Source organism: Haloarchaeobius amylolyticus (assembly GCF_026616195.1).
Lineage (GTDB): Archaea > Halobacteriota > Halobacteria > Halobacteriales > Natrialbaceae > Haloarchaeobius > Haloarchaeobius amylolyticus.
The window spans coordinates 308,668-330,998 of record NZ_JANHDH010000002.1; the positions used below are offsets into that span (position 1 = coordinate 308,668).

Annotated in this window: 22 protein-coding genes and 1 tRNA gene; 9 read left to right on the forward strand and 14 right to left on the reverse strand. The window is 67.6% G+C overall.

Annotated features, from left to right (window positions below; translation table 11 throughout):
* The first annotated feature begins 119 nt into the window (after window positions 1–119).
* A complete protein-coding gene (locus tag NOV86_RS13935; protein ID WP_267642156.1) occupies window positions 120–1,820 on the forward strand; it encodes a hypothetical protein in 1,701 nt (566 codons plus the stop codon).
* A gap of 295 nt (window positions 1,821–2,115) precedes the next feature.
* Window positions 2,116–2,673, forward strand: a complete 558-nt coding sequence (locus NOV86_RS13940; protein WP_267642157.1) for a hypothetical protein — start codon at window positions 2,116–2,118, stop codon at window positions 2,671–2,673.
* 195 nt (window positions 2,674–2,868) lie between these two features.
* Here NOV86_RS13940 and NOV86_RS13945 read toward each other — a convergent pair.
* The 4 genes from NOV86_RS13945 to NOV86_RS13960 all read right to left on the reverse strand — a co-directional run bounded on the left by NOV86_RS13945 (window position 2,869) and on the right by NOV86_RS13960 (window position 5,713).
* Window positions 2,869–2,941, reverse strand: a tRNA-Arg gene (locus tag NOV86_RS13945).
* Window positions 2,942–3,019: 78 nt separating this feature from the next.
* Window positions 3,020–4,474, reverse strand: a complete 1,455-nt coding sequence (locus NOV86_RS13950) for an MATE family efflux transporter (protein ID WP_438266721.1) — start codon at window positions 4,472–4,474, stop codon at window positions 3,020–3,022.
* 111 nt (window positions 4,475–4,585) lie between these two features.
* Window positions 4,586–5,173 carry a 2Fe-2S iron-sulfur cluster-binding protein gene (locus NOV86_RS13955; protein ID WP_267642159.1) on the reverse strand — a complete coding sequence of 196 codons (588 nt, stop codon included), beginning with the start codon at window positions 5,171–5,173 and terminating at the stop codon, window positions 4,586–4,588.
* A 129-nt stretch (window positions 5,174–5,302) separates the two neighbouring features.
* Complete coding sequence (locus NOV86_RS13960) at window positions 5,303–5,713, reverse strand: ribbon-helix-helix domain-containing protein (protein WP_267642160.1); 411 nt, start codon at window positions 5,711–5,713, stop codon at window positions 5,303–5,305.
* A gap of 277 nt (window positions 5,714–5,990) precedes the next feature.
* Between NOV86_RS13960 and NOV86_RS13965 the strand changes: the two genes are divergently transcribed.
* Together NOV86_RS13965 and NOV86_RS13970 are read left to right on the forward strand one after the other, a co-directional pair.
* A complete protein-coding gene (locus NOV86_RS13965) occupies window positions 5,991–7,355 on the forward strand; it encodes an APC family permease (RefSeq protein ID WP_267642162.1) in 1,365 nt (454 codons plus the stop codon).
* Between the two features lie 23 nt (window positions 7,356–7,378).
* Complete coding sequence (locus tag NOV86_RS13970) at window positions 7,379–8,527, forward strand: 3-hydroxyacyl-CoA dehydrogenase (RefSeq protein ID WP_267642163.1); 1,149 nt, start codon at window positions 7,379–7,381, stop codon at window positions 8,525–8,527.
* A gap of 21 nt (window positions 8,528–8,548) precedes the next feature.
* Here the strand turns inward: NOV86_RS13970 and NOV86_RS13975 are convergent, their stop codons facing one another.
* From NOV86_RS13975 to NOV86_RS13985, 3 genes are all read right to left on the reverse strand, one after another.
* Window positions 8,549–10,201, reverse strand: coding sequence for a thiamine pyrophosphate-binding protein (locus NOV86_RS13975; RefSeq protein WP_267642164.1), 1,653 nt, complete (start codon window positions 10,199–10,201; stop codon window positions 8,549–8,551).
* Between the two features lie 95 nt (window positions 10,202–10,296).
* Entirely contained in the window at window positions 10,297–11,199 is a 903-nt protein-coding gene (gnd, locus tag NOV86_RS13980) for a phosphogluconate dehydrogenase (NAD(+)-dependent, decarboxylating) (RefSeq protein ID WP_267642165.1), read from the reverse strand.
* A 128-nt stretch (window positions 11,200–11,327) separates the two neighbouring features.
* Entirely contained in the window at window positions 11,328–11,843 is a 516-nt protein-coding gene (locus tag NOV86_RS13985; RefSeq protein WP_267642168.1) for a hypothetical protein, read from the reverse strand.
* Between the two features lie 140 nt (window positions 11,844–11,983).
* Here NOV86_RS13985 and NOV86_RS13990 point away from each other — a divergent pair, with 140 nt between their 5' ends.
* Window positions 11,984–12,424, forward strand: coding sequence for a PaaI family thioesterase (locus NOV86_RS13990; protein WP_267642169.1), 441 nt, complete (start codon window positions 11,984–11,986; stop codon window positions 12,422–12,424).
* A gap of 48 nt (window positions 12,425–12,472) precedes the next feature.
* Here the strand turns inward: NOV86_RS13990 and NOV86_RS13995 are convergent, their stop codons facing one another.
* From NOV86_RS13995 to NOV86_RS14005, 3 genes are all read right to left on the reverse strand, one after another.
* Window positions 12,473–13,306: an ABC transporter permease gene (locus NOV86_RS13995; protein ID WP_267642171.1), complete on the reverse strand. Its 834-nt coding sequence runs from the start codon at window positions 13,304–13,306 to the stop codon at window positions 12,473–12,475.
* Window positions 13,303–14,325 carry an ABC transporter ATP-binding protein gene (locus NOV86_RS14000; RefSeq protein ID WP_267642172.1) on the reverse strand — a complete coding sequence of 341 codons (1,023 nt, stop codon included), beginning with the start codon at window positions 14,323–14,325 and terminating at the stop codon, window positions 13,303–13,305. The genes NOV86_RS13995 and NOV86_RS14000 overlap by 4 nt, the downstream gene beginning before the upstream one ends.
* A gap of 72 nt (window positions 14,326–14,397) precedes the next feature.
* On the reverse strand, window positions 14,398–14,778 hold the full coding sequence (locus tag NOV86_RS14005; RefSeq protein ID WP_267642173.1) for a winged helix-turn-helix transcriptional regulator: 381 nt from the start codon (window positions 14,776–14,778) through the stop codon (window positions 14,398–14,400).
* A 135-nt stretch (window positions 14,779–14,913) separates the two neighbouring features.
* Between NOV86_RS14005 and NOV86_RS14010 the strand changes: the two genes are divergently transcribed.
* Entirely contained in the window at window positions 14,914–15,279 is a 366-nt protein-coding gene (locus NOV86_RS14010; RefSeq protein ID WP_267642175.1) for a DUF6199 family natural product biosynthesis protein, read from the forward strand.
* A gap of 30 nt (window positions 15,280–15,309) precedes the next feature.
* Here the strand turns inward: NOV86_RS14010 and kynU are convergent, their stop codons facing one another.
* Window positions 15,310–16,617, reverse strand: a complete 1,308-nt coding sequence (gene kynU, locus NOV86_RS14015) for a kynureninase (RefSeq protein WP_267642176.1) — start codon at window positions 16,615–16,617, stop codon at window positions 15,310–15,312.
* Window positions 16,618–16,671: 54 nt separating this feature from the next.
* Window positions 16,672–16,917, reverse strand: coding sequence for a glutaredoxin family protein (locus tag NOV86_RS14020; RefSeq protein ID WP_267642177.1), 246 nt, complete (start codon window positions 16,915–16,917; stop codon window positions 16,672–16,674).
* 78 nt (window positions 16,918–16,995) lie between these two features.
* On the opposite strand from NOV86_RS14020, the gene NOV86_RS14025 reads away from it, so the two are divergent.
* Window positions 16,996–17,550 carry a metal-dependent hydrolase gene (locus NOV86_RS14025; RefSeq protein WP_267642179.1) on the forward strand — a complete coding sequence of 185 codons (555 nt, stop codon included), beginning with the start codon at window positions 16,996–16,998 and terminating at the stop codon, window positions 17,548–17,550.
* A gap of 61 nt (window positions 17,551–17,611) precedes the next feature.
* Here the strand turns inward: NOV86_RS14025 and NOV86_RS14030 are convergent, their stop codons facing one another.
* Window positions 17,612–19,315 carry a hypothetical protein gene (locus NOV86_RS14030; protein ID WP_267642180.1) on the reverse strand — a complete coding sequence of 568 codons (1,704 nt, stop codon included), beginning with the start codon at window positions 19,313–19,315 and terminating at the stop codon, window positions 17,612–17,614.
* 171 nt (window positions 19,316–19,486) lie between these two features.
* Window positions 19,487–20,671, reverse strand: coding sequence for a hypothetical protein (locus NOV86_RS14035; RefSeq protein WP_267642181.1), 1,185 nt, complete (start codon window positions 20,669–20,671; stop codon window positions 19,487–19,489).
* A gap of 129 nt (window positions 20,672–20,800) precedes the next feature.
* Between NOV86_RS14035 and NOV86_RS14040 the strand changes: the two genes are divergently transcribed.
* Window positions 20,801–21,787, forward strand: a complete 987-nt coding sequence (locus NOV86_RS14040) for a hypothetical protein (protein WP_267642182.1) — start codon at window positions 20,801–20,803, stop codon at window positions 21,785–21,787.
* A gap of 36 nt (window positions 21,788–21,823) precedes the next feature.
* Window positions 21,824–22,306, forward strand: a complete 483-nt coding sequence (locus NOV86_RS14045) for a CopD family protein (protein WP_267642183.1) — start codon at window positions 21,824–21,826, stop codon at window positions 22,304–22,306.
* The last annotated feature ends 25 nt before the right edge of the window (window positions 22,307–22,331 follow it).

Here is a 22,331-nt window from a genome sequence, read left to right on the forward strand (position 1 = left end):
GCTGAATTACTATTGAACTGACAGCAGCGGTGTGCGAGACAGAAAGGATGGGTGCAGCACAACACTAAACCACCATCGTCGATACTCTATTAGTCTCCCCCTCCATCTTGTTAGTCAATATGTTCCATGTCTTTGACCAGGTAATCCCTTTAAGTAAACTTCCAGAATGGATCGCGTTCGACCAGTCCCACGAATATTATCCGATAGAAGGAAACTGGACCCGCGTCTATCAGCAAGGAACGAACACCATAGAGACTGCCCATGGGGAGCTCAAGCAAACGTTCTATGCCCTACCCGCACTTGTCGACATTGACGACATTGACGACTTTTTAGATACAGACCCGTACGGTAAAATCCGGGAACTAGAATTCTACGGAGGGGGCGAAGTCGGCACACCCTCTGGAGGATACGAATGGGACGACGGCACCACGCGTACCTTCAATGGAGTCGACATGGACCGCTTCCTAACCTCTTTCCGCTACAACCGGCCACAGCTCGAACCAGGAATCATCGACTACCACGATCTCGTTGAGGACTCCCCCGGAAACTACGTGACATATCACACCGACGACCTAGTGGTCAGATTCAGCGATGAAAAATGGGAGGAACTCACCTTCGGAGATCCTACAGTACTAGAAAACGACATCGTTCACATCGATATCCAAACTGGATACCTGCTTGACTACCTTGACGTCCGCGATGCCGCTCTCGTCATCGGATACTTCGAAACCCGCGAAATACAATACGAGAGTCAAACAATCAACATTGAAGAAAAAGACCATGAACCAGTTGATGTATTCGATGGCCCTGCATTCCGATATGCTTCCCCAACCACAGGCCTCTCCACCATTCCCAGCGGCGAACTCCACTGGCTCTGCCCCATCTATCCGACCACGAGTGATGCGAGTGCCCAACGCCAACTTGAGGAAAACAAGGAAGCTAAGTTTGTCACACTTGACGGGAACGAATTCTCAGTTAAGGATGTCGAAGGGGGTGTTCCTGGATCAGCAAGGTACACGGATTGGGCGTTCTTCGACATGGACGTTCTGGAGAAGTACATAAAATCCGAAGACGGGACTGTCGAGTGGTCAACAGCGCAGATGGGCAATGTCGAATGGCAAGACCTCATGATACAGCGGATCTTCCGGAACGAGGAGTATGAGGTCGTCATCCTTCTCGAGGACCTGAAAAAGATCCCTGCATCTGAAGTCCCACACTGGAAAGCGCATAACAGAACGCCACAAGGTGGTGTTCCTGACCATGCCATTACAACCTACATAGAGGGGAAATTTGTCGACGAAGACGCGGATTCGTCGTACAGTAGCCGAGTGATGGATGCGATTGATGCTCTTGCCGAACAATTCCAATCAGTTCACGGCTCTCCAATGCTCGGTGGCCTCCGTGAGGACGACCCAGTTGATCAGGTGATTATGCCTGCCCGCAATGAGAAAGACCAGTTGTTGGACGCGATGGAAGCCCTCAATGAAGTATTCTTTGAACGGATTGGAGGGAACCATATCGATAATATTCAGGACTACCTTCCGGAGGAACGAGCTGAAGAGGTGGACGGATCGAAATCTGCACTCTATGAAATGTCCGTCTACCTGTTCAATGAGAGTAGAGCGGGGGATTTGCTTGATCCACTTAATGCTGTGTACGACCTTCGTATTGACCGTGCCCACCGCGGGAATAGTAAATGGCAGCGAGCTATGGATTCTGTTGATATGAGCCGCCCGGTCAGGGACTACCGAGGTACGTATATCCAGATTATGACTCAGGTGGCAGAGTCGCTAGAGGAAATTGAAGAAGAACTGGACTGACATTGAAACTCCAACTGGAAGGTATCGGTTCCGCATCTCAGATCTGAATACGCGCCCTGTATTTAGCACGGCCTCGACGAATTGTCTCTGAAAAGGTATTTAAACAAAGTCAGCTATATTAATTTGACATTTATTTGGGCGGCTTGCAACTCTCCAAAGATGGTAACAGAGTGTAAATTCGAAGATTCGTACTATTTAAAGAGAGATGCTGGATTCATGCAAGCGTGTTCGCGTGGGGGATCTATGAGTCGGGTATCACGAATATTTTTCAGGCCACTAAATAACCATCTTACCGATGGAAAGAACTGTAGATGGCGAAAAATGGGTAACACGTGGATGGGTCAGCGTTCTCGAGGTCCTCTATGAGACTGATGTTGTAGTAAGTCTGAGCCATATGACTGTCCCTGAAAATATTTCAGAAGATGGGTATGAGGTTGTAGAACGTCTATCTTCAGATTCCACGTTACTTACAGAGACTGAACTCACCGAAAATCAAGCCATAATTGAACTAAACCATCTTCTTGATGAGGGTCTTATTCACTATATCAAACCATTCGATGACACAGATTTCGTTGTGTATCGTTTGACTGAGGAGGGGTACCAAGTTGCTCATGATCAGCACCGGACAAAAAAGGAAGATGAGTGGCGTTCGGAGAGTCGAAAAATCGACATAGTGCTCACGCTTGCTACCGGACTGCTGGCAGCGACGGCCTTGATTCAGGCGTACTTGGCGTATCAGGAGATCCAGCCACCAGAGCAGATGTGGTTGTTAGGAGGCGCTAGTGTCGTGTTTCTGTTTACTTTTTCGCTCGTTATTGGCCGGCGTGGCGGCCGTGGACCTGACCTTTGGTGATACAGAGCACGAGACATGGACTCACACGAAAACGTATGACCACAGGATTATGCTCTCTGCGCACCTTAAATCAGCAGAATCGCGTGAAGGCGACGACCCGCGGTACGAAGCGTATCGAACTCGCTGACGCGTAGGACACTCAATATAAGAGGGACCTACCGCTGTCTGTCGAATTTGAAACGGTACGAAACGGGACGGACCCGACGGGATTTGAACCCGCGACATCTTGGTCCGGAACCAAGCACTCTGTCCACTGAGCTACGGGCCCTCAGGGAACCGTAGCAATCGCGCCGACATAACGGTTGTGAACTGGACAAGCGATAGGGGGCGCTTCGATGGCAGGCCGTTATTCCTCGCCGCCGTCGGCGACCGACGGGCTCGGCCCTCGCTTGTCGATGACCGACTGCTTCCACGTCCCGCGGGTGAACCAGAGGCCAGCGGCGATGGCGCCGACGACGTTGCCCATGGCCATCCCGTACCAGAAGCCGGTCGCGCCCATCCCGTAGCCGGCGATGCCGAGGATGGGGACGGTGTCGAACGCGAGGACCGAGACGGTCGCCACCCGGCCGATCCAGAGCGCGACGAGCGAGAAGACGAGGGCGGTCTTGGTGTTGCCGGCGCCGCGGTAGGCGCCGAGCAGGACCTGCAGGACGCCGATGAAGGCGAACTCGACGGTGCGGATCTGGATGTACTCGGCGCCGAGGTCGATGGTGGCGAGGGCGTCGGGGATGTCCTTGCTGACGAAGGCGTCGACGAGGACGGTGGGGAAGAGGAACACGAGGACGCCGACGACGAGCAGGACGCCGCCGGAGACCTTCGCGGCGAGCCAGACGGCGCGTTCGGCGCGCTCGGTGTTGCCTGCACCGAGGTTCTGGCCGACCATGGTGTTGGTGGCGCGGCCGAGGCCCATCGCGGGGAGGAAGATGAGCGAGGCGATGCGGTTGCCGAGGCCGTAGGCGGCGACGACGGGCGGGGCGAACTGGACGATCATGGCGGTCAGCGTGACCATGGCGAGCGCGCTGGCGGACTGTTCGAGCGCGCTGGGGACGCCGATGTCGACGATGTCCCTGATGACGTCGAGGTCCGGCGCGAGGTGGTGGAGCTCGATGGTGGGGCCGGCGTCGGTCATGAAGAGGATGTAGAGGCCGAGGACGGTCCCGAGGCCGCGGGAGGCGACCGTGGCGACGGCGGCGCCGACGATGCCCATGCCGTCGATGGGCCCCCAGCCGAAGATGAGGATGGGGTCTAAGACGACGTTCATGGCGACGCTGGCGAGCATGACCCGCATCGGGGTCTTGGTGTTGCCGTAACCGCGCATGAGCGCCGAGAAGACGAAGAAGCCGAACATGAAGACGATGCCGAGGAAGAACACCTCCATGTAGCGGGCGGCGAGGGGGATGACGTTCGCGGCGGTCTCGGCCTGGCTGGGGAGGAGGCCGAGCATCTCCTCGGTGAAGACGTAGCCGACGAGGCCGAGGCCGACCGCGAGGATGGAGACGAACGAGATGGTCTGGCCGGCGACGCGGCCCGCCGAGCCCTCGCTCTTCGCGCCGGTGTACTGGGCGACGAGGATGCTGCCCGCCGCGGTGAAGCCGCCGGCGACCGAGATGAGGAGGAAGATGAGGGGGAACGCGAGACTGATGGCGGCCAGGGCGTCGGTGTCGAACTGCCCGAGCCAGAAGGTGTCCGCGATGTTGTACGTGACCTGGAGGAGCTGGAGGGCGACGATCGGCCACGCGAGCCGGAACATGGGTCGCGCGAGGCCACCCTCTGTGATACTGTCTGAGGGTGTGCTGTTCACGCTACTTCGAAACGAAACACTACCGTTTCAATCTGTTGTATCGAGGTGACGGCCGCGAAAGAAATCTCTCCGGGGCGTGTGAGAAACGAAGAACGGGGGGTCTGCGGGCTGTTACGGCGTCTCGTTCGTCTCGATGGTGAACTCGGCCTTGGGGTAGGCGACACACGTCAGGACGTAGCCGTCCTCGAGTTCGGGGTCGTCGAGCATCTCCTGGTTGTCGTGGACGACGTAGTCGCGGGAGTCGCCGCCGTCGGCGATGTGGCCCGCACAGGAGACACACTGGCCCTGTCGGCAGGCGTAGGGGAGGTCCCAGCCCTCGTCCTCGCCGGCTTCGAGCAGGGTCTCGTTGTTGGCGACCTCGACGGTCGCGCCCTCCTTCGTGTACTCGATGTCGAAGTACTCGACCTCGTCCTCGGGGATATCGGCCGGGCTCGTGGACTCCTCTTCGGCGTCCTCGCCGCCCTCGAGTTCGCCACCGGCCTCGCCGCCGGCGATGGCGCCGGCAGCGCCACCGCCGCCGATGGCGCGGTTCATGGGTTCGGGGAAGTCGGTTTCGGCGACGGTCGACGCGCGTCGTTCGAGGACCTCCTGCGAGATGTCCTCGGTGGGGGTCCATGCGGTCCCACGCAAGAAGTGCATGACGACGGCGATGACCGTCAGGGAGAGCCCGATAGCCAGTCCCAGTTCGTTGATGGCCATGTGTTCGGAGATTTGGAGTACGGGTTTAATTCATTTGTGATTGGCGAGCGGGCACAGGGGAGGGAATCGGCCGTCACTCGCGCTGGCAGAAGGGGGTGAGACGAGTCGTCGTCGGAGGGGGTCGGCTGGTCACTCGCGGTTCGACCGGGCGGCGCCGTACTGCCGGCAGTAGCACTCCAGCAGTTCCTCGAGGAGGAGGGCGTCGCGGGAACTGCTGTTGTAGTGGTGGTCGATGAAGTCCTCGGCGTCCTGGACGTTCCCGCGGATGACGAACCGCCGGATGGTCGCGACGGACTCGAAGAAGGGGAGGCCGGACTCGGGGCCTTCGGCCGGTTCGATGAGCTGTTCGTCGGGGAAGACGTCGTTCTTGATGTCCTCGAAGTCGACGGTCGACGGCTCGTAGTCGTCCGAGAGTTGCTCGAGGATGTACTCGGACGCGAAGCGGTAGAACTCCGATTTGCTCTCGAAGACCCCCTCCTCGACGAGTGACTCGATCTCGTCGACGGTCGATTCGGAGAATCGGACCGTACTTTTCACCATACCATCTCCTGTCTCCGACCCAATACATAAATTATCGGGCCGGACTGTCACTCGCGTCCCTGGGTCGGGGTGGCTCGTCTCGACCGGTGCCGCCGCGTCGACCGGGGGAGAGTATTAGTGTCGGGTCCCTGTTAGAGAGAGACATGCAATCGGTGGTGGGGCGGTGGGCGGTCGACGACGAAGCGTCGACGCTCGCCCCGGTCGCTGGGGGCGAGACGGGACGAGGCACGGCCAGGGGCCAGCACGGGTGTCGGCCCGGTCGACGCGAGTCCGAGCGATGACGGCCGGCGACGGCGGGGGCGGCGACGGGGCCGGCGACAGCGTCGGCCTGCTGCAGGCGGTCGCCATCGAGGTGGGGCTCATCGTCGGGGCGGGGCTGTTCTCGCTGACGGGCGTCGCGACGACGCTGGCTGGCACCGCGGTCCCGCTGTCCTACGTGTTCACGTTCACCGTCGTCGCGATGAGTCTGGTGCCGACGGCGGCGCTCGCGGCCGCCCGGCCCGTGACCGGCGGGAACTACTGGTACCCGAGCCGGCTCTGGTCACCGCGGGTCGCGTTCCTCACCGCCTGGGGGCTCTCCATCAGCATGTTCGGCGGCGGCCTGCCGGTGTACGCCCTGAGCTTCGGCCGGTACGTCGACTCGCTCGTCGCGGTCGACCCGGTGGGCGTCGGCGTCGTCGTCCTGACCGCGTTCTACCTGGTCAACCTCGCCGGTATCGACGTGGCCGCCAGCGTCCAGTTGCTGCTGTTCGCCACGCTGGTTGCGAGTCTCGTCGTGTTCATCGTGGTCGGGGCCCCCGCCGTCGAGCCCGCGAACTTCGAGCCGTTCCTCTCGACGGGGGTCACCGGCCTCCTGACGGGCGCCGGCGTGCTGTACTTCGTCTGCCTCGGCGCGAACTTCATCGTGGACCTCGGCGAGGACGTGCAGGCCGCGACGGTGACCATCCCGCGGTCGCTGGCGGTGAGCATCCCGCTCGTGTTCGTCCTCTACGTCGGCACGGCGCTGGTCGCGGTCGGAACCGTCGGCGCAGCCGGCCCGGGGTCGATGGACGGCGCGACGCTCAGCGTCCCGGCCCAGGTCGCCCTCCCGCCGGCGCTGGCGACGTTCTTCGTCGTGGGTGGGGCGCTGTTCGCCATCGCGACCAGCATCAACGCCGTGTTCATCATCGCTCCGAAGTACATGGTCGTCCTCGCCGACGACGGCTTCTTCCCGGCGGTACTGGCGGACACGAACGCCCGGTTCGACACGCCGCACTGGGGGCTCACGCTCGTCTTCCTGCTCTCGCTCGCCTCCCTGCTCAGCCCGCTGCCGGTCGCGGACCTCGGCTCGCTGCTCGGGTTCGGCGGCATCGTCCTCATCGTCCCGATGATGGTCGCCGCGGTCAGGTTCGTCCGCCGGCACCCCGACCGGTACGCGGCGACGCCACTGCCGGTCCCTGCCCGGGTGACGGTCGCACTGGCGGTGGCGGCCGTCTGTGCGAACGCCGTGTTGCTCGTCCTGCTCGCCAGCCAGAGCCCGCTGCTGTTCGGTGCGTGGGCCGGGCTGACCGTCGGTGCCGGCGGGGCGTACTACCTCGTCCGGCGACGGTACCTCGCCGGGCGGGGAATCGGCCTCCTGGAGGGGTTCGACGAGGAGTTTTAAGCCCTCGCCCCGTCGCCCCGGACATGTCACCTGATAGCACGAGTCGGGGGTCGCTCGCCGGCCGTCACGTCGGCGTCGTCGGCGCCGGGGTGATGGGTCGGGACATCGCCGCCCTGCTGGCGAACGGCGGTGCCGAGGTCGTCCTCGTGGACGTCGACGAGGACGCGCTCGCGGCGGCCGAACGGTACCACGAGCGCGAGGTCGGAGCGGCGCTCGTCGACGCGGGCCTGCGGCCGGCGGACGCCGGCGAGACGGTCGTCTCCCGCGTCCACTACGCGACGGGCCTCGACGCGCTCGCCGACTGCGAGTTCGTGGTCGAGGCGATCAGCGAGGACCTCGCCGCGAAACACGGGCTGCTCGCGGACCTCGAAGCCGTCCTCGACCCCGACGCGGTCATCGGGACCAACACCTCCTCGCTGACCGCCAGCGACGTGGCTGCGGCGGCCGACCACCCGGAACGGGTCGTCCTCTTCCACTTCGCCAACCCCGCCATCCCGCGCGACGTCGTCGAGGTGAACGGCGAACGGGCCAGCGAGGCCGCCCTCGACCTCGCGGTGTCGGTCGCCCGCGGGATGGGGAAGGAACCGTTCCGGCTCGGCACCGAGCGCCGGGCGAACGGCCTCAGCCGCCTCTCGGCGGCCATCAAGTGCGCCGGGACCTGGGAGCTGCTGGCCGCCGACGCGGCCGCCATCGAGGTGGGCGCGCGGAACATGGGGTTCCCCCGCGGCCCGCTCGCGTTCGTCGACCTCATCGGGCTCGACATCCACCTCGCCACGGTCGACAACCTCGCCGAGGAGTACGACGGGCGCTTCGCCCCGCCCACCCCGGTCCGCGAGCGCATGGAGGGCATGGTCGCCGACGGGCGGGCGGGAGCGAAGGACGGGGAGGGCTTCTTCGTCTGGGAGGACGGCGAGGCGGTCCTGCCCGCTGTCGAAGCGCCCCACGACGTCCAGCCCATCGTCGCCGCGCTGGTGAACGAGGCACACCGGATGGTCGACGACGACGTCGCGGACGCCGAGACGCTGAACGAGATACTGAAGCGCGGGAGCGGCGGGGCGGTCGGCCCGTTCGATATCGAGTCGATGGTCGGCGCAGACGTGCTCCGGGACGTGCTCGAGGCGCGGTACGCGGAGACGGACGCCGGGGTGTACGAGCCGGCGGACTCGCTCTGACCCGGGTACACGGAGGCGCCGTCAGTCCATCAGCACGGGCGGCACCGCACCGGGGTCGACCCGCACGTCGAGCAGCGTCGGTCGGTCGCGGGCGAGCGCGTCGGCGAGTTCCGGGCGGACCGCGTCCGGGTCCTCGACGACGGCCCCCGCACAGCCGAACCCGCGGGCCACGGCCGCGTAGTCGGTGCCGGCCTCGAAGTCGGTCGAGACGTCGACGCCCCAGTTCGTCAGCTGGCTGGCCTTCGAGGAGGCGAGCGACTGGTTGTTCAGCACGACGACCACGACCGGGAGGTCCTCGCGCACGGCGGTCTCGAGGTCGGCGATGTGGTAGCCGATGCCGCCGTCGCCCGAGACGGCGACGACCGCCCGGTCCGGGTCGGCCGCCTGCGCGCCGAGTGCCTGCGGGAGACAGCAGTTGATCCCGTCGCTCCCGCGGGCCTGGATGTAGCCGATACCGGGCTCGCGGACCTCGTAGAAGGCGCCGGTGAAGAAGCCGGGGAACGACGTCGCGGAGACGAGCAGGCCGTCCTCCGGCATCGTGGACTGGAGCTCGGCGACGACGCGGGCCGGGTCGATGGGCGTCCGGTCGCTCTCCAGTCGCCCGGCGTACTCCTCGCGCCACGCCTCGCGGTCCGCGGCGACCTGCTCGATGCGGGGTCGTCGCTCGCTGAAGTCGACCGCGAGGAGTGCCTCGCGCAGCGCCTCGACCGTCGCCCGGAGGTCGGCCTGGACGGCCACGTCGGCGTCGTAGTTGCGCCCGAGCCAGTGCGGGTCGAGGTCGACGTGGGCCAGCGTGGCGTCGTCCGGGAGCAGGGACCAGCCGACGGTCGACAGCTCGCCGAAGCGACAGCCCAGCCCCAGGATGGCATCGGCGTCCTCGACGAGGTCGTTCGCCACCTCGCAGTACCCCCAGCGGCCGACGACGCCGCCGGCGTACGGTTCGTCCTCGGCGACGACGCCCTTCCCGTTCATCGACGTGACGACGGGGGTGTTCGTCTCGGCCGCGAACGCGGTCACGGCGTCGGCGGCGTCCGCGCGCAGTGCGCCCTCGCCCGCGACGACGACCGGGCGCTCGGCCTCGGTCACCACGTCGGCGAGTGCCGCCACGTCGTCCGCGGCGGGCGCGGGTCGCCCGGTGGCGAACTCGAGCGAGAGTGCCTCACCCGGTCCCGCCTCCGTCTCCCCCGCGAGGACGTCCTCGGGCAGGTTCACGTGTGTCGGCTCCGGGACGCCGACCGTGGCCGCACGCGCCGCGTTCCGGACCGCCTCGACGACCCGGTCGGGCGATTCGGGGTCGTGACTCGCGCCGACGAACGCGTCGAGGATGGCCGCGTTGTCCGCGTCCTGGATGGCCTCGCGTCCCCTGAAGGACCGGTCGTTGTCCCCGGTGAGCGCGAGGACCGGACTCGAGGCACCCTCGGCCTCGGTCAGCCCGACGCCGGTGTACGCCGCCCCGGGGCCGCCCACGCCGTCGCAGACGCCGAGTCGGCCCGTGACGCGAGCGTAGGCGTCGGCCATCATCGCCGCGCTGGCCTCGCTTCGCGGATGCACGTGTCGGATTCCCGAGTCCGCGAGCGCGGCGTAGTACGGTTCCAGCTGTTCGCACGGGAAGCCGAAGACGGTCGAGACGCCGCTCGCTTCGAGCGTCGCGACCAGGTCCGCCGCCGCGGTCATCGACGACCACCAGAACTGGTAAGTGCTGACATACAACACGAGGCGCGGCGACCCCTGAAAAGTGTATCTCCGCTGGAATCGGTCGCCTGCTGTCCTCAGTCGTCGCGGGCGACCTCGTGGCGGCCGAAGCCGTACCGGAGGCGGTTCGCCAGCCGGCGGGAGAACCGGCCCTGTTCGGGGGCGCGCGACCCGAAGCGCTCGGCGAGCGACTGGTAGATGAGCGGGACGGGAACCTCCTGTTCGAGCGCCTCCTGCACCGTCCAGGTGCCGGTCGAGCCGCCCGCGACGTGGTCGGCCACGTCGCCGAGGTCGTTGCCCTCCTCGCGGAACGCCTCCTCGCACAACTCGAGCAGCCACGACCGGATGACCGCGCCGTTGTTCCAGGTGCGCGAGACGGCCTCGAGGTCGAGGTCGTATCGGCCGTTCGCGAGCAGTTCGAAGCCCTCGCCGTAGGCCTGCATCAGCACGTACTCGACGCCGTTGTGGACCATCTTGACGTAGTGGCCGGAGCCGGCGGGGCCCATGCGGTCGTGGCCGTCGGGGCCGGTCGCGACCGCGTCGAAGACCGGGACCAGCTCGTCGTAGGCCCACTGCGGGCCGCCGACCATGAGCGAGAAGCCGAGTTCCGCGCCCGCGGGGCCGCCGGAGGTCCCGCAGTCGAGGTAGGCCGCGTCGGTCGATTCGGCGCGGCGGACCGAGTCCTCGAAGTGGGAGTTCCCGCCGTCGACGACCACGTCGTCCTCGTCGAGCAGCGGTTCGAGGTCGTCCAGTGCGGCGTCGACCGGTTCGCCGGCCGGCACCATCAGCCAGATGCGCTTGTCCTCGCCGAGTTCGTTCGCCAGCCCGCGGACCGAGTCGGCGGGGGTGGCCCCTGCATCGGCGGCGGCCGCGACGGCGTCGTCGTCGAGGTCGAACGCGACCACGTCGTGGCCGGCGTCGAGAACTCTGTCTACCACGATACGGCCCATCCGGCCGAGTCCGATTACGCCCAGTTGCATGGCTCAGGGTGTTCGGGCAGGCACCGTAGGGGTTGTGATTGGCGGTCGTCGCCGCGGTTGGCGCCCGCCCCACGACTGTCCTCGTCAGCGGATGTCCCCGAGGCCGATACACCAGCGGTGTGGCAGCCTCAGACCGAGAGCGTCGCACCGCCGGGAGTGACCAGACTGGCCCCGTCCGGCGGCTCGCCGTCGACGTCGAACGTCGTCAGTGCGACACCTACCGCTTCGTCGCCGGAGTCCAGTGGCGACTTGGGTTGCCGTTCGAGTTCGACCCGGAGGCGGCCGTCCCGCCACTCGGTTTCGGCGGGCCAGAAGTATGCCGGGTTACTCGCCGACGTCCGGAGAGTCGTGAGCAGCGCGAACTGGTCGGTCGCGAGACTCGCGACCTCGGCGGCGTACCGTCGTGCATCTGGTTCGTCGGTCACGTCGAGGGTCGCACCCTCGGTGAACAGTCCCGCGTACAGGTACTGGTCGGCGTCGCTGTCGATGCCGTGTCGGACGAACGGTGTCTGGAGCGGGCGGATTGTGGCGCGTCCGGTTGGGTTGTACACGTCGGGCTGGCCGCCACCCGACTGGAGGTCGCTACACCCGCCGAGGAGTGTCATCCCGGCGGAGATCGTTCCGAGGAGGGCACGTCGTCGCATCGACGAAATAACGTGTCCGATACGTGGAAAATGTTTGCCACGATAGCCGACACACGCTCACCCGTCTGCCCAGAATCCACGGTCGGCCCGTTCTCTCCCGTTGGCGAAACGGTTTCACGGTGGCTCTCCTGTCCAGTGCCATGACCGTCGCAGACATCTTCGACGCGATGCCCTACGCCCAGCACCTCGGCATCGAACTCACCGATGCCGACGAGGGCTACGCTCGCGGGGTCCTCGAACTCGGCGAGGAGCACTCGTCGGTCCCCGGTCGGGTCGTCGCCCACGGCGGCGTGGTCCACTCCCTCGCGGACCACGTCGGCGGCGCGGCCATCATCTCCCTCGTCCACAAGCCCACACCCACCATCGACATCCGCATCGACCACCTCTCGCCGGCGACCGACGACCTCGTCGCCGAAGCGGAGGTCGTCCGGAACGGGGGTGACGTCGCGACCGTCGACATCACGGTCGAGGACGTGACCGGCCAGTCGGTCGCCACCGCCCGCGGCGTCTACAAGACCGGCGGTGGCGACGGCGGGTCCGCCTGGGTCGACGGCGGCGAGGAGTTCCCGACCGGTCCCTGACCGGTCCCCGGCCGGCTCCTGACGGCCCCCGACCGATCCCTGCCCGGCCTACTGCACCTTCGAACTCGACGCCTTCGTGAGCACGTAGATGGCGACCGCGCCGAGCGCGAGGTCGAGCGCGACGAGGACGGCCAGCGATTCGAGGATGACGCCGGTGTCCCAGCCGAACAGCATTATCTCGCGGGCGGCCTCGACCCCGTAGGTGATGGGGTTGAGTTCGGCGAACGTCTGGACCCACTCCGGGAGCGCCTGCTTGGGCAGGAACGCGGTCGAGAGGAACAGCAGGGGGAACTGGAGGATGTTCGCCGCGATGATGGTCGCCTCGGAGTTCTTCGTCTTGATGGCGATGACGTTCGAGAACGACGCGAACCAGATGGAGAAGACGATGCCGACGCCGATGATGGCGAGCGCGCCGGGGATGCCCGTGGCGACCTCCGCCCCGAGCAGGCTGCCGAGCCCGAGTACGATGCATATCTGGACCGCGATGCGTAGCATCTCCGAGAGCGTCTTCCCGACGAAGACGGCCGAGCGCCGCATCGGCGAGACCAGCGTCTTCTCGAACATCCCGTCCTCGATGTCCTCGACGAGGCCGATGCCGGAGGTGGCGGCCGCGATGAGCGCGACCTGCATCACGATGGCCGGGGTCAGGTACGAGACGTAGCTGATGTCGCCGGGCAGGCCCGAGAGGGCGGCGCCCGCGACCCCGCCGAACACCTCCGAGAAGAGGATGAGGAAGACGGCGGGCTGGATGGTCGAGACCGTGAGCACGAACGGGTTCCGCACTGCCTTGAGGTTCCAGCGCTTGAAGTTCACCCAGACGTCGCCGAGCCAGCCGTTGCCGGGTGCGATGGTCTGGCCCCCGGTAGCGGTCTCGGAGCTCATCGCAGCACCTCCTCGGCGGCGACCGCCGACGATTCGGCCTCGGAGGCCGTCTCCTCGGTCGGCTCGCCCGTGATGGCGAGGAACACGTCGTCCAGCGTCGGCGAGTGGACGGTGAACCCCGTCGGCGTGAAGCCGGCCTCCTTCAGCGCGATGAGCACGTCGGTTCCGACCGACCGGGCGCGCTCGGAGGCGACGCTGACGCCCTCCTCGGTCGTCTGGACCTCGGCCCCGTCGAGCAGCCCCGACTCCCGGACGACCTCGGCCGCCCGCGAGCGCCGGTCCGGGGTCGGGTCGTCGAGTTCGATCTCCAGGACGTCGCCGCCGACCCGCGCTTTGAGGTCGTCGGGCGCGCCCTCGATGACGATCTCGCCGTCCTTGATGACCGCGAGGCGCTCGCAGAGTTCGTCGGCCTCCTCCAGGTACTGCGTCGTCAGGAAGACCGTGGTGCCCTCCTCGTTGATGCGCCGGAAGTACTCCCAGAGCCGGTTCCTGGCTTTGGGGTCGAGCCCTGTCGTCGGCTCGTCGAGGAAGACGATGGGTGGCTCGTGGACCAGCACGGTCGCCACGTCGAGCCGTTTCTTCATCCCGCCGGAGAACGTCTTGGCCCTCTTGTCGGCCACGTCGGCGAGGTCGGTCAGGTCGAGCAACTCGTCGATGCGGTCGGCGCGTTCGCTCTTGGGCACGCCGAAGGCCTCCGCGGCGAACTTCACGTTCTCGCGGGCGGTCAGCTCCGGGTCGACGCTCGTCTCCTGTGGCATGTAACCGATGGAGCGCCGGACCGCCCGCGGGTCGGCGGTCACGTCGTGCCCGTTGACCGTTATCTCGCCACCGGTCGGCTGGAGCAGCGTCACCAGCGTCTTGATGGTCGTCGTCTTCCCGGCCCCGTTCGGGCCGAGGAACCCGAAGAACTCCCCGTCCGGGATGGCGAGGTCGATACCCCTGACGGCCTCGGTGCCGTCGCCGTAGGTCAGGCGAACGTCCCGCGCGTCGATGGCGAGTCGTTCGGAACCGTCTGTCATCGGCACAGGGTAGCACCGCCGCCTGCTTATATAGTCATCTCGGCGACCCTGTAGTAACTACAGGAACTGTAGCTATTCGAGTTCGTGGCTCGCGGCCCAGCGGTGGAGGTGCTCGAACATCGGGTCGAGCGCGTCGGCCGTCTCGGTGGTCCGGTACTCGACCCGGGGCGGTATCTCGTCGTAGGACCGCCGGGTCAGCAGGCCGGCCTCGGTGAGTTCGCCGAGGCGGTTCGAGAGAGTCGTCGGCGACACCTCCAGCCGGTCCTCGAGTTCGGAGAAGCGGTAGGCGTCGTCGCCGAGAGCGAACTCCCGGAGGATGGCCATGGTGTGGGCCTTCCCCAGCAGGTCGAGCAACTCGGTGACCCGGCGGTCGATGGCTTCGAGTTCGGACGCCGAGGCGTTCGCCCGCTGTTCGCGGGCCTCTGCACGGATGGCCTCGATGTCGATGTCCATACGCCACCCAGCGTCGCCGGGACGAAAACTGTCGGGGCTCCAGACACTGTAGTGTAGCCGGCCGCGCCACGGTCCCCACCAGCCGACCCTGCCGTTTGGTCGGGGTTTTTCCCGGTGGGCGACGTAGCCACAGGTATGCTCGGCTCCCCGAAGATCCGAAAGGCAGTGTCGGCCGCGACCGCGGCGTACGGGCTTCTCAGTCTCATCGCCCCGCGCAAGACCGTCAAGATCGCCCAGCGCGTCGTGCTCTCCCCGACGTTCGAGAACACCGGCGAACTCGAACCCCGCGACTGGTACGTCGAGTCGGCCCGCGCGTCCGGCCTGGGCATGCTCGTCGGCGGCCTGTTCGGCTACATCCTCGCCGACCGCGCCGGCGACAAGGCCGAGGCCGCGAAGACCGAGCCCGTCGAACTCGACGTCGACGAGGCCGCGGAAGACGAGGCGGCGGACGCAGACGAGGTCGAAGACGAGTCCGAGACCATCGACATCGACGACGACTGAGACGGCCTCTCCTTCTGTCCCGGCGACGACCTACGTCACGCCGCCGGACTGCGGTTCGTACTCCCGGAACAGCTCGTTCGCCGCGATGTCGTGCAGGTCCTCGACCACGGTCCAGACCTCCTCGAAGCCGACGTAGTACGGCGAGGGCGCCACGCGAACCACGTTCGGCGGGCGGTAGTCCACGACCACGCCGCGCTCTTTGAGCGCCTGGCTGATGCGGTATGCCTCCTCGTGCTCTATCGCGACGTGCCCACCCCGGCGCTCTGGGTCGCGGGGAGTCCCGACCGCGTACCCGAGGTCCACGAGGCGTTCGTCGGCGAGACGAATCAGGTAGTCCGTCAGCAGCACCGACTTCTCGCGCAGCGCCTCGATACCGGCGTCGTGGGTCACGTCGAGTGCGCCGTCCAGGGGCGCGGCCGCCAGCACCGGAATCGTGCCGATCTGCCACGCGCCGGCGTCGTCGGCGGGGGTGAACGCGTGGTTCATCTCGAACTGGGTCGCCTTGTCGTGGCCCCACCAGCCGGCGAGGGCGGGCTCGGCGTCGAAGTGGCGCTCGTTCACGTACAGGCCGGCGATGGCGCCCGGCCCGGCGTTGAGGTACTTGTAGGTGCACCAGACCGCGAAGTCGACGCCCACCTCGTCGAACTCGTGGGGAACCACCCCGACCGAGTGCGCCGCGTCGAACCCGGCGAGGGCGTCGTGCTCGTGGGCGAGTTCGGTGATTGCTTCCACGTCCAGCAGTTGCCCGGACCGGTACAGCACCGTCGGCATGAACACGATGTCCACGTCGTGGGTTTCGAGGGCCGTCTCGACCGCATCTGCGGTGATGGTCCGGCCGTCCTCGCTCTCGACGCGCAGGAGGTGCTCGTCGGGGTCGAGGCCGCGCTGGCGCAACTGGGCGGCGATGGCGTAGTGGTCGGTCGGGAAGTCGAGGTCGTTCACGAGGACGGTCTCGCCGTCGTGGGCGTCGAGCATCGTCCCGACCAGCGTGTGGATGTTGACGGTGGTCGAGTTGCCGACGACCACTTCGGACTCGCGGGCGCCGACGAGGGGGGCGATGCGGTCCCCGAGGCGCTCGCCGTAGTGGAACCAGTCCGGGTCGGCGTCGGTCCAGCCGCGGATGGCGAGTTCCTTCCACTCCTCGACCACCTGGTCGAGGGCGGCCGCCGCGTCCTCGGAGCAGAGGCCGAGCGAGTTCCCGTCCATGTAGCGCTCGTCCTCGGGCACGAAGAACCGCTCGCGCAGGTCGGCCAGCGGGTCCGCGTCGTCGAGGTCGCGGGCGTACTCGCGGTCGGGCGAGAAGTCGTCGGCGTCGTCACCGACGGTCGGTGTGGGCATGGCTGTCAGGTACGGCCGCCCAGAAGTAGTGCTTTCGATGGCGAAACCGGGGGCCTACGCCTCGGCGTAGGTCGTGTCGATGTACTCGAGGATGTTCGCGGACTCGTTCATCGTCACGCCGGTCTCGTCGTCGACGAGGACGGGGACCGCGCGCTGGCCGGAGACGCGTTTCACCTCGTCGCGCTCGGAGTGCAGCGCCTCGACCCAGACGCTCTCGTATTCCACGTCGAGTTCGTCGAGCCGGTCGGCCACCTTCTCGCACCACGGACAGCCGTCGAGCTGGTAGAGTGTCAGCGACATGCCCGGGGGTACACACGCCAGGCGAAAAACCCTGCCGGGAGACAGGGTTTTCAGGTCGCCAGTCCTACCACCGACACCATGATGGCGACCACCCACGCGTTCGTGGGACTCCTCCTGGCCGTCGCCGTCAACGCCGTCGCCCCCGGGTTCGGGGTCGTCGCGGCGCTGGCGGGACTCGCCGGCGGCACGTTCCCGGACCTCGACATGGCGGCGGTCCACCGCAAGACCCTGCACTTCCCCGTCTGGTACTCGGTCGCGACCGTGCCGGCTGCCGCCGCGGCCGTGCTCGCGCCGAGTCAGCTGACCGTCGGCGCGGCGGTCTTCCTCGCGGCGGCCGCCATCCACTCGGCGAGCGACGCCCTCGGCGGCGGCCTCGAACTCCGGCCCTGGGAGGCGACCTCCACCCGGGCGGTGTACGTCCACCCGCTGAAGCGCTGGGTCGCCCCCCGGCGCTACATCCGGTACGACGGCGCCCCGGAGGACTTCGCGGTCGGCGCCCTCGTCGCGGTGCCGGGTCTGCTCGTCTTCGACGGGCTGGTCCGCCAGCTCGTCGTCGGCGGGTTGCTCGTCTCGCTCGGGTACACGATGATCCGGAAACAGCTCCCCCGGCTCACGCCGGAACGGTTCCGGTGACGCGACCGGCGGCGGCGCAACAATCGGCGATTCGACGACCGGCGACCCGACGACCGACGGCTCAGTCCACGGTGTAGGCGTCGTACTGCCCGACCGCGTACTGGAAGGAGGCCAGCGGCGCGACCGCCCCGGCCAGCACCAGCGCGTACCCGACCGGCTGGGCCGTCCCGGCCGCCAGCGAGAGCTCCCACGGGGTCGCGACCGCGACGACCAGCCCGAGGATGCCGACGGTGGCCTCCCGGGCGACCGGGACGAACGCGAGTGCGGCACCGTACGCGACGGCCCCGAGCGCCAGCGAGAACACCAGCATCGCGGTCTTGCTCGGGACGACCGCCTTCCGGTTCCCGGCGACCTTCACGCTCCCGAACCGGGGGAACGAGACGCCGATGCCCGCGGCGAGCACGGGCGCGAGGACGACGCCGAGCAGGCCCGTCCCGACCGCCGCGGCCGCCAGGTCCGGCGAGAGCGGACTGGCCGCCGCGCTCGCACCGACGACCACCAGCGCGACGGGCAGGCCGGGGAGCACCCCGGCGAGGACGTGCCCCGTGACGAACTGCCGGCCGGTGAGGGGCGAACTCAGCGTCGCGGGCAGCACCGGGCCGTCGTCGCCGAGGGGGTTCAGCGTGAACGCCATCGCGGCGCCCCAGGCGACGTACAGCGCCAGCAGGAAGGGCATGTGCGCCGGGACCTCGCCGGTCTCGACGATGGTCGCGAACTGCTGGAGGAACGCGAACAGGGGGTAGCCGAGGTAGAGCAGTTTGATGGGCGCGCGCCGGGTCCGGAGCCACGCGACCCGGACCACCTGCCGGGTCGGCCGGGCCAGTGGCCGCAGCAGTGGGTCGGTGACCCGCGACAGGACGCTGTCGCCGGTCAGCGCGTCGGGGCCGACCGCGGCCGATTCCGCCTCGTCCGTCTCGGCGTCGTGGGCCGGGTCGGAGAACCAGTGGTACGAGGCGACCCGCACCGTGGCGACCTGCAGCACCGGCAGGAGCGCGAGGGTCGCGGTCACCGCCGCGCCCGCCCGGAGGAGCGACGGCGAGACGGCCGGTGCGCCGAGCAACAGCAGGTCGCCGTACCACGACAGGGGCGACGCCTGCACCGGGTCGAACAGCAGCGACACCGCCTCGCCGAAGGTGCCGGTGAAGATGAGGCCGAAGTAGGCCACGAACGCCACGGCGACGAGGACGCCCCGGTTGCGCGCCAGTGGCGGGTAGCGCGTGACGAGGTGGTGCGCGACCAGCCCGACGAGGTAGCCGAGCCAGATGCCCGGCAGGCCGACGCCGACGACGACCGCCGGCAGGGCGAGCACGACGCCGGGTGCCCCCGCGCCGTAGCTGAAGCCGACCACGACGACGAGGACCGGCGCGAGCAGCCACGAGAGGTAGAGGACGAACTCGCTGCAGACCACGGCCGGCACCACGTCGCGGACGCGGCTCGCGAGCAACAGCCCGGCCGGCTCGTCGACGGTCGCGCGCTTCCCGACGGTCCGGATGGCGCTCATCAGGACCAGCCCGAGGAAGGCGAGGCCGACGGCGCCCCGGACCAGCCCGACGACCCCGTCGGCGACTGGGATGTCCGGCACGTCGCCGGCCCGGAACGCCTCGCCGACCTGCACGAGTGCGTACCCGGCGATGCCGGCGATGACGGTGAACATCGCGACCGTGAACGCCACCGCGACCAGTTGCGTCCGGTTGTCGCCGACGCCGCGGACGGTCCGGCGGACCTCGGTGCGAGCGATGCGGCGCACGTGGTCGAACCGGGGCATCACGGCGAATCACGCCACGGCTGGGCCTGCGGGTGGGAGAGACTGTGCCTCGGGCGGGTCGGGACCCGGGGCGCGGGGCGAGGGCGAAGCACGGGCCGACGGTTCGGGTGGGTCCGACAAAAGCGTACAGACTGCCTGGCGGCTGGCCGACGACCGCCGCGGGCACGCGGCTCACACCACGTGGGCCGTGACGACGAACAGCAACCACAGCATCGACCCGACGACGAGCGCCGGTTCGAAGTCGAACTCCTCGCGGGGGCGGGCGCCGGCCGCGATGAGGCCGATAGCCACGGCCAGTCCGACCCGGTGCATCACGATCTCGATGGGGAGGACCGAGATGCCGATGACGGCGTAGTCGACGACGACGGCCATGCCGAAGCCGAGCGCGCCGAACAGGAAGCCGTCGGTCGGTTCGAGGCGGCGCCCGGCCGCGAACGCGACGGCCGGGGTCCCGAACACGAGGACGGGATACAGCGCGGCCACGACGACGTCGGGGTCGAGCGTGAGGTAGTTCTCCGCCGCGACGCCGCCGGCCCGGACCGCGAGCACGACCGCCGGGATGGCGAGGAACAGGACGACCCGCCAGACGGTGTGGCGGGTCCAGAGCCGGTCGACCGCCTGTTCGATGGACGGGACGAACGCGGTCGCGCCGAGCAGGGGGAGGAGCGCGAGGTGGACGAGCGTGGTCCAGCCGTCGTGGTCGTAGGTGTCGCCGTTGTCGTAGTAGACGCGCTGGACCTCGCTGGTCCCGGCCGCGGCCATGAAGTCCTGCTCGATGGTGACGCGGGCCTCCTCGAGGCTGTCGACCGTGTGGGTCAGGGTGAACCAGTCCCAGTGCTCGTCGTGTGCCTGTACGACGGTCCAGTTCTCCTCGGCCTGCTTGAGGTCGTACACCCGGACGTGGTACTGGCCGCCGAAGTAGTCGCCGTGGTGCAACTGGCTCGTCTGTGCGGTCCACACCTGCTGGGTGTCGGTCTCGTAGTAGACGTACCGCTTCGCGCCGTAGGCGTCGGACCAGGTGACGCCCGTGCCGTTGTCGACCTGTCGCTCGGAGCGGTTCTCCTCGGTGAAGGCCGGTTCGCTGTCGTTGAACGCCGTCTCTCCCGTCCTGAGCCGCCGGGTCACCTCGTCGGCGTCGGCCTGCACGACGAGGTTGATCGAACTCGCGCGCCGCTCGAAGCTCCGCTTCGGGCCCACGTAGGGCCAGATGGCGGTGTCGCTCTCGCCGAGGGTCACGAGGTGGCGGTCCGGTTCCTCGCGGTCGGGCGTGCTCACCGACGGGGCGGTGAGCGTGGTCCCGACGAGCAGGACCGCGATGGCGACGGCGAACAGCACGAGTCGGTTCCTTGTCCACATCGTTCCGGTTCGATTCCGTATGTCGTCCCCGTGGGGTGATAACTGTACGCATCGAGAGCGTCCCGGCGACGTCCGGTCCAGCGCCGGGGTCAGTGAAATTTATACGTCTCGACGGTGAGAGCGTTCACGATGGACGAGGGTCAGCACACTGACGAGGCGGTCGTGACGGTCGAGATACCCGCGGGACTCGCCGACCGTATCGACCGACTGTACGCCGACTGCCACGGCTACCACCCCTCGTCGCTCCAGGAGAGCCTGACGACCCTCTGTGACCTCGCCTCCGGCCGACTGGACCCCAACGCGGCCGAACGCCCCGGCGAGGTCGTCGATTCGGCCGCTGGCACGACGCCTGCAGAGACTCCCGACGGGACGGCCGAGCAGGCGGTGACGGAGACGGCCGACGCCACCGGCGCTGCCCCCGACCCGGGCAACCCTGCCGGCGACGCGCCGACCGCGGAGGCGGGCCCCACAGAGCCGTCGACTGGCGCACACCCAGAACCGGTTCACGCGGCGGGCACAGAGGCAGAGGCCGGTTCCGCAACCGCCGAACTCGCCTCGGACTTCGAGGGCCCTCACGGGGCGGGCGACCTCGACGACCACATCGACGACGCGTTCCCGGCCCGCTGGAGCGTCTCCCCCGCGGTCCGCCGGCAGGTCCGGGCCGTCGTCGACCACTTCATCCGCGACCCGGCCGAGAGCGACGGGCCGGCCGAGCGCGAACAGGCCGCCCTCGCGGCCGTCGCGGCACGCGAGGACCGGTCCGCCGACGCGCTCCACGACGACCTCGTCGCCGCACTGTACGGCAACGCCGGCCTCCCGGACGACCTCGCGGCCGAGTTCTTCAGCGAGGCGCTGGCGAGCGTGGTCGAGCCCGAGCCAGCCGTCGGCGGGCAGACCGCCGGGGGCGACGCCGGCGAGGACGCCTTCGGCGCGGGGGCACTGCAGACGGGCGACGCCTTCGACGTGGACACCCTGCTCGGGGACGTCTCCCAGCCGATGGCCGACTGCGAACGCTGCGGCGAGACGCACCCGGTGAACGACCTGGAGACGGTGCTCGGCTCGAAGACCGCGACCATCGAGTTGCTCTGTGCGGACTGTGCAGGGCCGTCGGAATAGTCAACGCTTTTCGCCCCCCGGTCACATCCCGCGGATATGGTCGCCATCCTCGACCTCGTGATGCGGACGTTGCACAGCGTGACCGCCGCCCTGTGGGCCGGGAGCGTGCTCTTTCTCACCCTCGGGCTCCTCCCCTCGGCGCTAGACGGCGCACTGAACGCGAACCCGATGGAGTCGATCGTCGGCCGGTTCCGCTGGGTCACCCGCGCCTCCTCGGTGGTCCTCTTCGTCACCGGTGGCCACCTCGCCGGCACCCTCTACACCATCGGCGACAGTGGCGGCGTCTCCCTGTTCGGGAGCGCCCGGGGCCACCTCGTGCTGGCGATGCTCGCGCTCTGGCTGGTCCTCACCGGCCTCTGCGAGGTCGGCGCGAGCAAGCTCGCCGACGGCTTCTCCGAGAAGAAGGTGCGGGCGCCGGCCGCGGACGCGAAACCGTTCCTCTACGGCGCCAGCCTCGCCGCGGTCGCGCTGCTGGTCGTCGCGGTCCTCATCGTCTACGGCGGCGGCACGGTCTACTGACCCCGGTCCTGCTGTCCTGACCTGT

Coding starts and splice junctions, on each gene's coding strand:
- NOV86_RS14005 (WP_267642173.1), bottom strand. CDS start 14,778: ATGGACATCGACATCGAGGCCATCCGTGCAGAGGCCCGCGAACAGCGG.
- NOV86_RS14045 (WP_267642183.1), top strand. CDS start 21,824: ATGGTCGCCATCCTCGACCTCGTGATGCGGACGTTGCACAGCGTGACC.
- NOV86_RS14030 (WP_267642180.1), bottom strand. CDS start 19,315: ATGCCCCGGTTCGACCACGTGCGCCGCATCGCTCGCACCGAGGTCCGC.
- NOV86_RS14010 (WP_267642175.1), top strand. CDS start 14,914: ATGCTCGGCTCCCCGAAGATCCGAAAGGCAGTGTCGGCCGCGACCGCG.
- gnd (WP_267642165.1), bottom strand. CDS start 11,199: ATGCAACTGGGCGTAATCGGACTCGGCCGGATGGGCCGTATCGTGGTA.
- NOV86_RS13990 (WP_267642169.1), top strand. CDS start 11,984: ATGACCGTCGCAGACATCTTCGACGCGATGCCCTACGCCCAGCACCTC.
- NOV86_RS14000 (WP_267642172.1), bottom strand. CDS start 14,325: ATGACAGACGGTTCCGAACGACTCGCCATCGACGCGCGGGACGTTCGC.
- NOV86_RS14040 (WP_267642182.1), top strand. CDS start 20,801: ATGGACGAGGGTCAGCACACTGACGAGGCGGTCGTGACGGTCGAGATA.
- kynU (WP_267642176.1), bottom strand. CDS start 16,617: ATGCCCACACCGACCGTCGGTGACGACGCCGACGACTTCTCGCCCGAC.
- NOV86_RS13975 (WP_267642164.1), bottom strand. CDS start 10,201: ATGACCGCGGCGGCGGACCTGGTCGCGACGCTCGAAGCGAGCGGCGTC.
- NOV86_RS13935 (WP_267642156.1), top strand. CDS start 120: ATGTTCCATGTCTTTGACCAGGTAATCCCTTTAAGTAAACTTCCAGAA.
- NOV86_RS13995 (WP_267642171.1), bottom strand. CDS start 13,306: ATGAGCTCCGAGACCGCTACCGGGGGCCAGACCATCGCACCCGGCAAC.
- NOV86_RS14025 (WP_267642179.1), top strand. CDS start 16,996: ATGATGGCGACCACCCACGCGTTCGTGGGACTCCTCCTGGCCGTCGCC.
- NOV86_RS13955 (WP_267642159.1), bottom strand. CDS start 5,173: ATGGCCATCAACGAACTGGGACTGGCTATCGGGCTCTCCCTGACGGTC.
- NOV86_RS13960 (WP_267642160.1), bottom strand. CDS start 5,713: ATGGTGAAAAGTACGGTCCGATTCTCCGAATCGACCGTCGACGAGATC.
- NOV86_RS14020 (WP_267642177.1), bottom strand. CDS start 16,917: ATGTCGCTGACACTCTACCAGCTCGACGGCTGTCCGTGGTGCGAGAAG.
- NOV86_RS13940 (WP_267642157.1), top strand. CDS start 2,116: ATGGAAAGAACTGTAGATGGCGAAAAATGGGTAACACGTGGATGGGTC.
- NOV86_RS13965 (WP_267642162.1), top strand. CDS start 5,991: ATGACGGCCGGCGACGGCGGGGGCGGCGACGGGGCCGGCGACAGCGTC.
- NOV86_RS13985 (WP_267642168.1), bottom strand. CDS start 11,843: ATGCGACGACGTGCCCTCCTCGGAACGATCTCCGCCGGGATGACACTC.
- NOV86_RS13970 (WP_267642163.1), top strand. CDS start 7,379: ATGTCACCTGATAGCACGAGTCGGGGGTCGCTCGCCGGCCGTCACGTC.
- NOV86_RS14035 (WP_267642181.1), bottom strand. CDS start 20,671: ATGTGGACAAGGAACCGACTCGTGCTGTTCGCCGTCGCCATCGCGGTC.